Source organism: Sphaerospermopsis aphanizomenoides BCCUSP55, assembly GCF_001586785.1.
In the GTDB taxonomy this organism is placed as follows: Bacteria; Cyanobacteriota; Cyanobacteriia; order Cyanobacteriales; family Nostocaceae; genus Sphaerospermopsis_A; species Sphaerospermopsis_A aphanizomenoides_A.
Window position 1 is genome coordinate 1 of record NZ_LUFH02000030.1, and the last position, 13,634, is coordinate 13,634.

14 protein-coding genes are annotated in these 13,634 nt (G+C 40.5%); 5 read left to right on the forward strand and 9 right to left on the reverse strand.

Annotation, left to right across the window (positions count from 1 at the left end):
- Positions 1-61: 61 nt before the first annotated feature.
- Positions 62-406 (reverse strand): Pepco domain-containing protein, encoded by a 345-nt coding sequence (locus A0J48_RS09650; protein ID WP_200322563.1) that lies wholly within the window; start codon positions 404-406, stop codon positions 62-64.
- Positions 407-592: 186 nt separating this feature from the next.
- Between A0J48_RS09650 and A0J48_RS09655 the strand changes: the two genes are divergently transcribed.
- Together A0J48_RS09655 and A0J48_RS09660 are read left to right on the forward strand one after the other, a co-directional pair.
- Positions 593-1,933, forward strand: coding sequence for a 16S rRNA (cytosine(967)-C(5))-methyltransferase (locus A0J48_RS09655; protein WP_200322564.1), 1,341 nt, complete (start codon positions 593-595; stop codon positions 1,931-1,933).
- Positions 1,934-1,990: 57 nt separating this feature from the next.
- Positions 1,991-2,413, forward strand: coding sequence for a tellurite resistance TerB family protein (locus A0J48_RS09660; RefSeq protein ID WP_200322565.1), 423 nt, complete (start codon positions 1,991-1,993; stop codon positions 2,411-2,413).
- 106 nt (positions 2,414-2,519) lie between these two features.
- Here the strand turns inward: A0J48_RS09660 and psb35 are convergent, their stop codons facing one another.
- Both psb35 and A0J48_RS09670 read right to left on the reverse strand, forming a co-directional pair.
- Entirely contained in the window at positions 2,520-2,717 is a 198-nt protein-coding gene (gene psb35, locus A0J48_RS09665) for a photosystem II assembly protein Psb35 (protein WP_200322567.1), read from the reverse strand.
- A 289-nt stretch (positions 2,718-3,006) separates the two neighbouring features.
- The gene (locus tag A0J48_RS09670) at positions 3,007-5,298 is read right to left on the reverse strand and encodes a transglycosylase domain-containing protein (protein ID WP_200322569.1); all 2,292 of its coding nucleotides are present in this window, start codon (positions 5,296-5,298) and stop codon (positions 3,007-3,009) included.
- Between the two features lie 506 nt (positions 5,299-5,804).
- Between A0J48_RS09670 and folK the strand changes: the two genes are divergently transcribed.
- Together folK and A0J48_RS09680 are read left to right on the forward strand one after the other, a co-directional pair.
- On the forward strand, positions 5,805-6,284 hold the full coding sequence (gene folK / locus A0J48_RS09675; RefSeq protein ID WP_200322654.1) for a 2-amino-4-hydroxy-6-hydroxymethyldihydropteridine diphosphokinase: 480 nt from the start codon (positions 5,805-5,807) through the stop codon (positions 6,282-6,284).
- Between the two features lie 101 nt (positions 6,285-6,385).
- Positions 6,386-6,934 carry an NUDIX hydrolase gene (locus A0J48_RS09680; protein WP_200322571.1) on the forward strand — a complete coding sequence of 183 codons (549 nt, stop codon included), beginning with the start codon at positions 6,386-6,388 and terminating at the stop codon, positions 6,932-6,934.
- A 132-nt stretch (positions 6,935-7,066) separates the two neighbouring features.
- Here A0J48_RS09680 and A0J48_RS09685 read toward each other — a convergent pair whose 3' ends face one another.
- The 6 genes from A0J48_RS09685 to A0J48_RS09710 form a co-directional block, all read right to left on the reverse strand.
- A complete protein-coding gene (locus A0J48_RS09685; protein WP_200322573.1) occupies positions 7,067-7,762 on the reverse strand; it encodes a hypothetical protein in 696 nt (231 codons plus the stop codon).
- A 581-nt stretch (positions 7,763-8,343) separates the two neighbouring features.
- A complete protein-coding gene (locus tag A0J48_RS09690) occupies positions 8,344-8,901 on the reverse strand; it encodes a DUF1634 domain-containing protein (RefSeq protein WP_200322575.1) in 558 nt (185 codons plus the stop codon).
- Between the two features lie 10 nt (positions 8,902-8,911).
- A complete protein-coding gene (locus tag A0J48_RS09695; protein WP_200322577.1) occupies positions 8,912-9,736 on the reverse strand; it encodes a sulfite exporter TauE/SafE family protein in 825 nt (274 codons plus the stop codon).
- 726 nt (positions 9,737-10,462) lie between these two features.
- Positions 10,463-11,011: a pentapeptide repeat-containing protein gene (locus A0J48_RS09700; RefSeq protein ID WP_200322579.1), complete on the reverse strand. Its 549-nt coding sequence runs from the start codon at positions 11,009-11,011 to the stop codon at positions 10,463-10,465.
- A gap of 277 nt (positions 11,012-11,288) precedes the next feature.
- Positions 11,289-12,251, reverse strand: a complete 963-nt coding sequence (locus tag A0J48_RS09705; protein WP_200322581.1) for a pentapeptide repeat-containing protein — start codon at positions 12,249-12,251, stop codon at positions 11,289-11,291.
- Positions 12,244-12,876, reverse strand: a complete 633-nt coding sequence (locus A0J48_RS09710; RefSeq protein WP_200322583.1) for a hypothetical protein — start codon at positions 12,874-12,876, stop codon at positions 12,244-12,246. Before A0J48_RS09710 ends, A0J48_RS09705 begins: the two co-directional genes overlap by 8 nt.
- A 99-nt stretch (positions 12,877-12,975) precedes the next feature.
- Between A0J48_RS09710 and A0J48_RS09715 the strand changes: the two genes are divergently transcribed.
- Positions 12,976-13,590, forward strand: coding sequence for a hypothetical protein (locus A0J48_RS09715; protein WP_200322585.1), 615 nt, complete (start codon positions 12,976-12,978; stop codon positions 13,588-13,590).
- Positions 13,591-13,634: the final 44 nt, after the last annotated feature.

The window sequence follows — 13,634 nt, forward strand, 5'->3', positions numbered from 1 at the left end:
TGTGTATTAAAAATCTCTCATCTTCTCCTTTTCCCACATAATATTACTATTTTGGAGATGTCTACTCTATTGCACCTTTACTACCAGCTTTTCCACCTGTACCAAATAATTTCACTTCACCTTCACCACTAATTTCTACGGTAAGAGTAATTTCATCAAGCTGGAGTTCTCCTTCAGTGGTGATTTGCTTTTGCACATCAGTAAATACACCACTGATAACTCCCACAAAATGCGACATTTGCTTTGCTAAAGTCCCCGCTTTCATGCGACTGTCTTTTGTTTCTTCATCCTTCTTAGGATCACTGCTGGGGAAACCACCACCTTTTGCACCTGATTTTACACCATTATCAGAACTACTTGCGGTGACAATCCATAGCTCTTCGTCTTGCCAATTTTTGTCTGTCATGTTACATCCTAAACACCTGCTCTGACCATTTTCGCACATAACATACTGTCAGAATCAGGATGTCCAGGATTTAAGGATGTACAGGATTAAGACAGGAACATTTTTGAGAAACTTTCTGAATCCGTAAGTCCCAAAGATTTACTAAAGCTATAATGGCTACTCTGAGTCAAATTGTCCTTACCTTCCATGTCTAACCCCCGTCAAGTAGCTTTTATCGCCCTCAAAGAAGTACACAGGGGGGCTTACGCTGATGTCGCCCTCGACCGTGTATTACAAAAGTATAAATTACCCGACAATGACCGGCGGTTAATGACAGAATTAGTCTATGGCAGTGTCAGAAGACAACGCACTCTAGACGCTATCATTGACCAACTGGCTACTAAAAAAGCACACCAACAACCACCAGAACTCCGCACAATTTTACATCTCGGTTTTTATCAACTGCGCTATCAAGAAAAAATTCCCCCTTCCGCTGCTGTCAATACCACTGTTGAATTAGCAAAAGCAAATGGTTTTTCTGGTTTAACAGGTTTTGTTAATGGCTTATTACGTCAATATCTGCGTCTGGTAGAAACATCATCAGAACCTTTAAAATTACCGGATAACCCCATAGAAAGATTAGGAATTTTACATAGTTTTCCTGATTGGATAATTGAAGTTTGGTTAAAACAATTGGGTTTGGAAGAAACAGAAAAACTCTGTGCATGGATGAATCAAACCCCGACAATTGATTTAAGAGTAAATATTCTTAAATGTTCCTTAGAACCAGTAGAATCAGCTTTTAAATCTGCTGGTGTTTTAGTTAAACGTATTCCCCATTTACCTCAAGCTTTACGATTAATTGGTAATAATGGTGCAATTCAAAATTTACCTGGTTTCCGTGAAGGTTGGTGGACTGTTCAAGATAGTAGCGCCCAATTAGTTAGCCATTTACTTGACCCTAAACCTGGAAATGTGGTGATTGATGTTTGTGCTGCACCAGGAGGAAAAACCACCCATATTGCCGAGTTAATGGGAGATAAAGGCAAAATTTACGCTTGTGATAAAACTGCTTCCCGTTTACGTAAACTCAAGGAAAACGCCCAACGTCTGAATTTACAATCTATCGAAATCAGCACCGGGGATAGTCGCACTTTTACCCAATTTCACAACATCGCTGACTGTGTATTATTAGATGCTCCCTGTTCTGGTTTAGGAACTATGCATCGTCATGCTGATGCACGTTGGCGACAAACACCGGTTTCTGTGCAGGAACTTTCCCAACTGCAAAAAGAGCTAATATCACATACAGCAACTTTTGTCAAGGCTGGAGGGGTTTTAGTTTATGCTACTTGTACACTGCATCCAGCGGAGAACGAAGAAGTAATCTCTGAATTTTTAGCTACAAATCCCCACTGGCAAATTGAACCTCCCAGTTTTGATTTTGTTGATATTTCTACCCCTGGGTGGTTGAAGGTATGGCCTCACCAATTGGACATGGATGGTTTTTTCATGGTGCGCTTAAGAAAAACCAAGGATTCCGAGTGAATACTGCTAGGGATTGTACCATTTGATGAAAGCCCGAATCTACTAGAGGAGGCAGTAATGGTTAATCATGCCAATGTAAAAAACTTAGTTAAAATTCTGATCGGAGCCGCTTGGATTGATGGTAGAGTCCAGCCGGAAGAACGGCAATATTTGCGGGAAATAGCTCAAGCTAAAGGCTTGGCTAATGATCCAGAAATTAAGCCTTGGTTATATGAATTAGTACCAGTCAAGCCAAATCAATGTTATGAATGGGTAAAGGACTATTTAGGCGATCGCCCCAGCCTGGAAGATTGCGAGAATTTAATAGAAGCTATCAGCGGCTTAATTTACAGCGATGGTGAAGTAGCAATTGAAGAAGCAAGATTGCTCACTAAATTAGAGGAGTTGAGCAAATCTCATGAGTTAACCCAACCAGGTCATGTAACCTTGCTTAAACAAATTCAAAAACTATACCGTCGTTGGGTTGATGTGCAGAATTAAAGAAGAGGGTGTGGGGTGTGGGGTGTGGAGTGTAGGGGAAGAACTTAATTCTTATTCTTAACTTCTGCCCCCTGCCTCTTGCCCCCTGCCCCCTGCCTCCTGCCTCCTATGAATCTTTATCAACTTTAGGTACAAAATCAGGACGTTCTTTGCTTTCCCATCCGGGGGGACGTTTGGAGTTGTACCAAGCTATTGAACCGATGGTGACAGCAGCAATAAAACCAACTACATACACCAATGTAAAAGCTAATGGAAAATGTGTTCCTGCGGCGGCTGGCGCTGCTGTTTCTAGTAATAAATGCACGAGTATATTCTCCGACTTTATTTTACACTTCTTAACAAAGTATAAAACGAGCTTGTCACCTACATCTCTCATCAGTGGGAAATACTTGGTCTGGGGGAGGGAAAAAGGAGTTCAGGAGTTCAGTAGTATGGCGAACGCTATCAGTAGTTCAGTAGTTCAGTAGTCAGAAGAAAGAAGAAAGAAGTAATTTTTCCCCTGCTTTCCCTGCTTTCCCTGCTTTCCCTGCTTTCCCTGCTTTCCCTGCTTTCCCTGCTTTCACTACACCCTACACCCTACACCCCACACCCAATTACTCTGATGAAGAAGAACCTGGTTTTAGTCGCTCACGCCAAGAAGGTTTAGATGGGGCAGAATTAGCAGGAGTATTACTTCCAGCAGAGGAAGAACCTGAAGAATTGGAATCTTGATTTCTGGTGCGCCTTCTAGAAGCAGAACTACCAGAATTTTCATATCTGCGCCGTCTTCTAGGAGTTGTATCTTCTTCCTGTTGTTGTCGGTAACGTCTTCTGCGTCTTGGGGTGTAATCTGATTGCTGTTCTACTTCAGAGTTAGTTCTTCTGCGTCTGCGTCTTCTGGATGAATAATCATTTCCGCTATTATCTGCATCAGATTTTTCATCATTGTCAGCAGCAATAGAGCGATTAACAATTTTGCTCGGTTTGATAGGTTGGGCTTTAATTGTACCTTTGCGATCTTCTAATTTAGGTCGTTCCGGGAATTTTTCTACCGCCATTTCCTCGACCGCTTTTTCCATAAATTCATGCCAGGTATAGGCGGCGCTACTACTGCTACCATAGGTAGGGCGATTGTTATCGTTGCCTAGCCAAACTCCTGCTACTACTTGGGGAATGTAGCCAATAAACCACAAATCACGGGCTTCATCTGATGTACCAGTTTTTCCAGCTACTTGTCTATCATTTAATTGGGCTGCACCACCAGTACCGTTGTTGACTACGTTGCGTAGCATCCAGGTCATAATCGCGGCGCTATCTGCATCTAAAACCCGCTGAGATTTGAAATCAGCAGACCAAATAACTTTACCTTGACGGTTCAGAATGCGCCGAATCCCATGTACTTCTGTGTGTAAGCCTTGCGTAGCAAATGAACCGTAAGCACTGGTTAATTCCAAAAGATTGACTTCATTAGAGCCAAGTGCTAAAGAGTAGGTAGGCTTAAGTTCTGATTTGATACCCATATCATGGGCAAGTTTAATGGTTGGCTCATATCCCACATCTATTAATACCTTCACCGCAATTGTGTTAATAGAACGGGTGAGGGCATCTCTCATGTTCATCGAACCATAGAATTTTTCACTGTAGTTTTTTGGTTCATAACCATCTATTACAAACGGTTCATCCAAGTAGCTATCGTAGGGACTTTTGCCTGTAGCTATAGCTGTAGCGTAAACAAACCCTTTAAATGTCGATCCTGGTTGTCGCTGTGCTTGAGTGACACGATTAAACTGGTTTTGACTAAAATCTTTACCACCTACCATTGCTTGGATTTCACCGTTGCGAGGATCAATGGCTACTAGGGCTGCTTCTTTAAAGTTTTCCCAACTGCCTTGATTTCTTAAAGTTTTGTCTACTGCGGCTTCTGCTGCCTTTTGCCAAGTTGGGTTTAAGCTAGTTTCTACAACTAACCCTCCTGCTGCTAACACATCAGGCGTAACATATTTTGGTAATTCCTGTTGAACGTAGGTGGTAAAATAGGGAAATTCAACCTGTAGACGTTTGGGTAAACTGCTTTTAACTGTGAGAGGTTCTTGGGTAGCGGCTTGTTTTTGATCAGCTGTAATTACTCCATCTTCCAACATTCGCTGCAACACCAGATTTCGCCTTTCTATGGCTGCTGGGAGGTTTTTATCTGGGGCATAAATGTTAGGTGCAGGAGCTAGTCCAGCAATGGTGGCCATTTCTGACAAGGTAAGTTGATCCACCGATTTACTAAAATATACCCAGGCCGCATCTCCTACACCGTAAGCACCAGAACCTAAGTAAACCAGATTGAGGTAACGCTCTAAAATCTCGTCTTTGCTGAGTTCTTGCTCCATTTTTTGAGCCAGACGAACTTCTTTGAGTTTGCGCCAGATTGTTTTTTCTTGGGTGAGGAAAAGAATTCTCGCTACCTGTTGGGTGATGGTACTACCACCTTCGACGACATCTTGCGATCGCAAATTATTGACAACTGCTCTGAGAATACCCTGAGTATCTACACCATTGTGTTGTTTAAATCTTCTGTCTTCTGAAGCGATAAAAGCTTTCTTGAAATTCTCTGGTATTTGTTCTAATTTTAGCTGTTCTCTAGTTGCTTCTCCTTGCTGCTGGAGAATTGTACCATCACCAGCTTTAATAGTTAGTGTTTGCTCTCGCACTACCGCATTGAGTTCAGCTTTATCTGGCAAAGAACTATCTATTGCGCCAATACCATAACCAATAGCAACGATCCCGCCACCTAAACTCAAGCCTGTCCAAAACCAAATCTGACGATAAAAAGGTTTATCGCTCCTACTAATTCTGGCAACCATCCCAGATGATAAACTCGACATCTGGCTCAGTAAATGCTTCGCCTTTACTAGCATTGTCGATGGTAAGTTTTCATGTGTGGACTCCTCGTTTTTTTGATGATTCCCAAGGGGCAAGAGCAGTTTCTCCTCGTCAGAGCTACTTAAATTTGTGGATTTTTTCCCTTAAGTTATCGCCACCTAACTACCTTGTCAGAATCCTAGGTTGGCTCAATAACTTGCCATTAGTTTGATACTCTGCGCCCTCAAGGGTTGCAGATTCTTGGTTCAGCGGGTCTACTTAGACTCGTCTTAAGCGTGATTGAGTATTTTCGCCAAGCTCCAATACTTAATCTCGGTGGTTTTGGTTCGCTCGATTTCTTTATAATATCTCATAAATCATCAATTTGATTCAGTCTCCAACCTTGTTATTTCCAAAACTGTTAATCAAATTGGGTTCTGCAAATTTTTAAATAATTTTTGGGAGATCAAAACCATTGGCAACCTCTACAAACGATGAAGCAAGATTGATCCCCGTCGAGATAGAGAAAGGATTAACCAAAGCTGATCTATCTAAAAAAAAGGTGCGAAGTGCTATCGCTCTTGGCAGTAATATGGGTGATCCCCAAGCTATTTTAGCAGCGGCTCTAGAGACTTTAGTGCAAACTCCTGGTATTATTTTGGCAGCAAAATCCAGTTGGTATCAAACTAAAGCTATCGGACCACCTCAGCCAGATTATTTAAATGGCTGTGCCATATTGGAAGTAAAAATGCCACCTCAAACATTGTTAGCAACATTGTTAGCTGTGGAAAATAAATTTGGGCGTGTGCGTCACGAACATTGGGGACCGAGAACTCTAGATTTGGATTTGTTATTATACGATGACTTAATCTTAGATCAACCAAATCTTCAGATCCCCCATCCCCGGATGCACGAAAGAGCTTTTGTCCTAGTACCATTGACAGAGATTGCCCCAACTTGGAGAGAGCCAAAATCTGGACGGACAATTGAGAATCTACTGCAAGAAGTAGACCGTTCTGATGTACATTTAGTTAAGGATTAATTAACGGCTCTTGGAATTACCTCACTCAACGCAGAAAAACCCTGATTTGTGAACACCACCCCGTATATATTCTGTGTATTTGCAGACAATAGAATTTTACTATGCCACTAGGTAGAGAATTACCACAACTACTCAAGCAACGTTTGTTTCATAAAGGACGCAAGTTTGACTTTGAAGTTAATCGCTTGCGTTTACCCAATAAATCTGAAGGAGAATGGGAGTGTATTCGTCATCCTGGTGGCGCTCTGGCTATTCCTGTCACCTCTGAGGGTAAACTGATCCTTGTGCGACAGTATCGGTTTGCAGTTCAGGGAAGATTGTTAGAATTTCCAGCCGGAACTGTAGAACCGAATGAAGAACCCTTAGAGACGGTGAAACGAGAAATTGAAGAAGAAACAGGATACCGCGCTCATAAGTGGGATAAACTGGGAGAGTTTTTCTTGGCTCCTGGCTATTCCGATGAAATTCTCTATGCTTTCTTGGCTAGAGATTTGGAAAAACTGGAGACACCTCCAAAACAAGAAGAAGATGAAGATATCGAAACAGTATTTTTCACTCCTGAAGAATTAGAAACAGCCATTCGTGATGGACAACCTGTAGATGGTAAAACGATAGCCAGCTTTTTCCTAGCTCGTTCATTGTTGATGTAATGTGTAATCACGAAATTCGGTCTTTTCAGGTTTTTGACGATTAACTACTGAATAAATAGCGATTGCGTGGAGCGTAGTGCTGGAGGCAATCGCTAAAAAATCTTTGAAAAATCATGCCCTAACCGATATCCTCTAAGGAGCTTTAAATTTATGCTTGACCATTTGCACCATTTGCACACTTAACCCAGCTACAACCAAACTTACAAGAGTAATAGGTTGGGATTCTGGTATTGCAACTAATGGGGCTTTAGTTCTAAATATCACGTAATTATTATCAGTGGCAGTGCTGTTAAAGTCATCAGTCCAAATAAAATTAGCTGAAGCAGATATGCCAGGAATAGCTCCCCATATTCCATTGCTCCCAGTGTTAGGGACAGAAGCTAATGGTGTTAGCCAAGTTGCACTAGTGATGTCAGATACGAGCGTAGTTGATGTTGGTAAATTCCCCAATGTACCAGGGTTTTGTCCACTACCAATACTGTATTCCCAATCTGTAGTATTAGAGAATAATGTAGTGTTATCAGGTAGTGTGAACTGGCCTAACCAAGATTGTGGACCGCCATCATCCCAAGCTACAACATATAAGTAATCTCCTGAATTGGCTTGGAAATTGTAAGTTTCTGGTAAAGACCAATTGTATTCACCTGGATTCCCATTAGAACCAAATTCATTTCTACCTACCAAGGTTAGACCACTACCATCAGCTTGACCATAGTAGAGTCCATAATGGTTATCTGCTGTTAAAGTAGCAGTTACAGTACCAGCATGAGCAATGCTTGTTCCTAATGCCATTAGTGCAAATGAGCCTAACAAACTTGTCACACTCATTTTAATCGGTTGTGATTTGAAGGCTATAGTTCTCATACAAACAAAGAAACTATTGTTTTTACAGTATATCAAAAGAACATAAGTAGCTTTATATATTCTTTACAAAAGTTTTTCTGAAAAAATACGGTAATCCGGTTTGATTTCAGAACGTACTCGTAGAGTTAGAGAATAGGGAACAGAGAACAGAGAACAGTGAAGAAAGATATTGATATTTTGAATAATTTTGAGGCTAGTTTGAGCAATAGCTGAGAGTGATAACAAACCGTTCAGGTAAGCTGCTGTGCAGCTAGATTGTATATTGCGATATTGAGGAAAAGTACCCTGAAACTTTCTTCACTTTTGACTTTTGACTTTTGACTTTTGACTTTTGACTTTTGACTTTTGACTTTTGACTTTTGACTTTTGACTTTTGACTTTTGACTTTTGACTTTTGACTTTTGACTTTTGACTTTTGACTTTTGACTTGCTGTTGTACATTTAAAATGCACAACAGCTTAGTATTGGTGGGGTGATATTAAATTCAGACTCTCCTCCTTTGTATCTTTCCGCGAAAATCACCCCATGATATGAGTTATCAATTCTTAATAATGCGCTCCAATCAGGCTATAAGTTAAACTAGCGAGAACTAAAGAGGTGATAATTACATAAATAAATTCTCGCTGCACTAGAAAAATCAAAAAAGAAATAATCACCCGTAGAATGGGAATTGCCACTAATATTAATAATCCGCATTGAATGATGCCTTGACTGCTACCTGATAAAACAGCATTAATGATACTTAGGGGCGATCGCAAATCAGATGGTGATCCTTGAAAAAAATGATATTGAGCAGGTTCAGCACCATGACTGATTAAGTACAATATCCCACCCAACACAATAACTGCACTAGCAATTAAAACGCCATATTTAAGTAAATTACTGAGTAAATATTCTAAATATTGGTCACTTGATGTTTTTATAAAATTGTAATTACTGTTAATCTCACAGCAATTGTTTAACATGGCTATATTGGCTTGGCGCTGTTGTTCTAACTGTTGATGATCAGCATCTAGCGTTTCTGGCAGTAAAACTAGTGTGACAATTTCACTCTCTGCTTTTGCTGTTAAAGTCCATCGAAACCCAGAATTAATTTTATACATAAAAACCTACCTAGAAACTGTTATAAATCATCTTCAAAGCCATTACTACCAGTACCAAACTAAAAATAGTTCTCAAAATTTGGGTTTTAGCGCCAATTAAGATTCTTGCTCCCAAAAAAGCTCCGGGCAATACACCTAAAACTACTGGCATAGACAACCCTGGATCAATATAACCCCGCGTTAAATAAACTCCTGCTGATGCTGCGGCTGTCACACCAATCATAAAATTACTAGTAGTGGTAGAAACTTTAAAAGGCAACCGCATAATTTGATCCATTGCTAATACCTTGAATGCTCCCGAACCAATTCCTAGTAACCCGGAAATTATTCCCGCTATTAACATAATGCTAAACCCCCCAGGAAGAGAATGTGCCTGGTAAGACATTAATCCATCAGGAGTGGGGTAAGTGCTATTAAGTTTGAGATATGTTGCTAAAGGTTCTGCTGCGTCACTGTCAATATGTTCTGGTCTAGGTCGTTGAGACAGGTATGCTGAATAAATTAGCACTATTGCCAGGATTATTCCCAGAACTTTGACTGAAACAAAGGTCGCAACCATAGCTCCAATAATCGCACCAATAGTTGTTGCTACCTCTAGAAACATTCCTAACCGCAGATTTGTATAACCTTCTTTAATATATGTGGATGCTGACCCTAAAGATGTAGCAATTACAGATACCAATGAAGCACCTACAGCATAGCGAATATCAACTCCAAAAACGGAAGTTAATAAAGGAACAATTACTACTCCCCCTCCTAAGCCAGTTAAAGATCCTAGCAACCCAGCACTAAATGATCCCAACCAGATGAGTAAAGAAAATACCAGTATATTCAAGGTCTATTCCTCTTGATTCAGATGTATTTTGCTTGAGAACTTAAAATGGCAAATTGAATATTATTAACTATAATATGGCAGTTGACCGGGAATTTTAGATTTTAGATGTTAGATTTTAGATTAAAAAAATTTGGTATAGGTCAGGAGTCTTTCAGGACAGAAAAATACTCGCTGCGCTGCGTACGCTTCGCTAACGTCAATCCCAAATCCAAAATTTTCAAGCTTCCAGACTTGAGGGTGGAGTTAATCCAAAATCCAAAATTGTAAATCCAAAATTGAGTGACAGATAAGTACCCAAGCAAAATTAATTGTATATATTGATTGAAAACAAAAATGTCTGTATTCCTTACCTATTCCCTATTCCCTCTCCTAACTAGAAAATTTATTTTGCACGACTACTTAACAGAGTTGAAAGTTTTTTACTGTCTGTAGCGTAACGTGGCATAAGCCATATTTTATAATAACTTTTTATTGTCATTTAACTGACAACTGTTATAAAGAATCCCCTATCAGAAGTCAAAGACCAGTCAGAGATAACTTAAAGTTATATTGTTTTGCGCGGGTAGTCTAGTGAGTATAACTACTTATTTGTTAAGAGGAATGGCAACGGTTCGATTCTTTTCTGGGGAACAGTAAACAGTAATCAGTGAATAGGAAACAGTGAAGAGACTGATAACTGATAACTGTTTACTGATAACTGTTTACTTATCCATTTCCCCAAACATATCAATAGCTCCCAGCCCAAGTTATCCATTTATGGGATAAACCGATGTGCAGAACTTGCCCAGTTATTTCTCGTTCAGTGAGAATTGCATTAGTTAAATCTGCACTATTGAGTTCTGCTTCATTGATATTGCTGCCTATTAAATTGGCTTGTTGAAGATTAGCACCACTAAAATCAGCACCACTTATTTCCGCTTCACTCAGGTTAGCACCCAGGAGGTTAGCCAACCTTAAATTTGCACCTCGCAAGTCTGCACGACTGAGGTTGGATTCTTGAAAGTTAGCTTTTATTAAGTCAGCACCAATCAAATTTACCTCACTCAAGTTGCCAGCTTGTAAATTTGCACCACTAAGGTCAGCGTTAGTTAAATTTGCACGGCTGAGATTACATTTACTCAAGTTAGCTTCACTTAGGTCAGCACCGCTAAGGTCAGCTTCAGATAAATTGACACCAACTAAGTTAGCTTGAGTAAGCTTTGCTTGATGCAAAGTTATGCCCTGAAAATTCCGCTGTCCTGATTTATATTGCTTCAGGAAACTGATAGTATCCATAATTCACCTCGCTATTTTTATAGGTGAGTTGGAAACTCCTCAAACCACATTAAATACTATTGGGTTATTCTATTGTGCTAAAGATTTTTGGATTTTTAATCCTTCCTGAGAGGAAAGACACTTAACTTAATGGTAATGAGTAGGAAGTGTTAGGGAATAAATAGATTTTTGGTCAGTAGCGATCGCACAGAGCGCAGCGCCAGAGGCGATCGCACTCTATCATCCTTCTTCATCTTGATTCTAGGGATCACATTCCGAAATTATTTCCACAAAGTATTTAAACAGGAGTGAGGACACGAGAGCGATCACCTGGATAATCTTCAAATATTGCCCCACGTTCAATTAAGTCGAGCTTCATAGCTGTAGAAATGCCCTGATTATATCCAAATAGCGCATTTTTAACTTTTGCGCCGCTTAAGTCAGCTTCACTCAGGTCAGCCCCCAACAATCGGGCTTTTTTTAAGTCAGCACCAATAAGATTTGCGTTAACCAATATGGCATCAGATAAATCTGAACTAGACAATCGAGTTTTTACAAGTCTGGCATCGCTCAGATTAGCACCGTTCAAGTTGGCACTGCTCAAGTCGGCATCGCTCAGGTCGGTCTCCTTCAAATTGGCATCATACAGGTAGACACCGATCAGGTTGGCATCTCTTAGGTTGGCACCACTGAGTATGACACCAGTCAGGTTGGCATCTCTTAGGTTGGCACCTCTCAGATCGGCATCTCTCAGATTGGCATCGAACAGATTGGCACTTCTCTGCTCAGTATCTAACAGGTTGAAGCTGGCATCTGCCCAGTTGAACTTGCTGACACCGCTGAGTGTGACACCTCTCAGGTCAGCACGACTCAGGTCGGCATCTTTCAGTTTTATTCCTCTGAGTGTGACACCTCTCATGTCAGCACCGCTCAGGTTTGTATTGCTCAGGTTGGCACTGTTCAGGTTGGCACCGCTCAGGTTTGCATCTCTCAGGTCGGCACAACTCAGGTCGGCACAACTCAGGTTTGCACCGCTCAGGTTTGCACCGCTCAAGTTTGCATCTCTCAGGTTGGCACTGCTCAGGTTTACATATCTCAGGTCGGCACTGCTCAGGTTTACATATCTCAGGTCGGCACCAGCAAAGTCTTGTAGAGGATCTAAGCCAGCAATTTCTACCAAAGCGGAAAAGTCATCGGTTTCTGCCTCGACAACTCGCTGAATTAATTCTTGAACTTCCTGAAGAGATTCTTCATTAGCCATAGTGCAACTCTGCTCGACTGAGATAGGGTTGTAACTTTGATTCCAGCAGATATTTCCTGAAACTTGCCTCTAAAATTATCTGTTTATTGCGACTTATATTCGTTGGATATAGCCCTTCTGTTTCCATTAAATGGACATATTGCTGTGAAACCTCAAATGTTGCTTCCACAGAGCATGGCTTGTTTCTTAGCTGCACAGTTCCTAATTTCTGATTCTGAAGTGAGCCTATCAAAACTCTTGCACCAATACTTAGCTCAAACTCCCAAGTGGGGTTTGATTTTGAACCATTTGTAGTTACCTGACACACAGCAGGTTTCAGAACAAAACGTCCAGTCAGTTCATGGGAATCATAAGGAATCTTACAATTTTTCAGCTTTAGCTTCAGTTGTCCACCTTTCACTCCAAACTTAACACGCCCATTTAATAGTGGTTCCCACTGTTCGTTAAAGTGCATGGTAACAGGCAGATCAATTTGATCAGGATTAACTGGAATTGCTTGTAATTCCATGTACAAACAATCTGGGTATCTGTTTTCATGTTGGGGTTGAGGCGTGGTAGATGGAAGTTGTTGCATTGCCAAGGTGGACTGAGGATTTGATAGATTTCCTTGTATATACGCTAACATGATTTAGCTAAACCCTATCCTTTGTTAAGGAAAATAAAGGTTAGAATCTATGAAGATAATGAGCAAATGCCGATAAAACCCTAAATTACCAATGTTCTCATGACTGCTGATTTGACATCTACTATTACGCCTGATTTTCTCAGCATTCTCTCCCACACTGCCACTGCGTATAGAGAAGGGAGCAAACCCCCCACTGCTGAGGTAGTAGTCAATGCTTTGCTGCAAGCAGAAAAGACTGCCAAACAACAACGGCTTAATTATCCTTTTCCATCTCTGATTGGTAAATGGCGGTTGTGCTTTGCTACTGGTACTAAAAAAGTCAGACAGCGCGGAGGAATTATTTTAGGCAAAGGATTTTATGTACCTAAATTCGTGAAAATTTATATTTCTTTTAGTGCCACTGAAGATGCTTTAGTTAGAGGCGAAATTGCCAATCAGGTACAATTAGGCTCGATATTCTTAAAGCTGACCGGATCAGCACAATATTTAGGTAAAAAAAATCTATTGGCATTTGACTTTAACCAAATGCAGATTAGTTTATTTAATCGTGTTGTTTACAATCAACCTATTCGTTCTGGTAAAGTTCAATCTGAGAATTTTTACAACCAACCCATAGCTAAATTACCCTTTTTTGCTTTCTTTTTAGTTACGGAGAATTGTATTGCAGCGCGTGGCCGTGGGGGTGGTTTGGCTATCTGGGTTAAAGAGATTTGAACAGGCTAAAATGCAAACTCAACAAAATTCGGGAAATGTCGGGT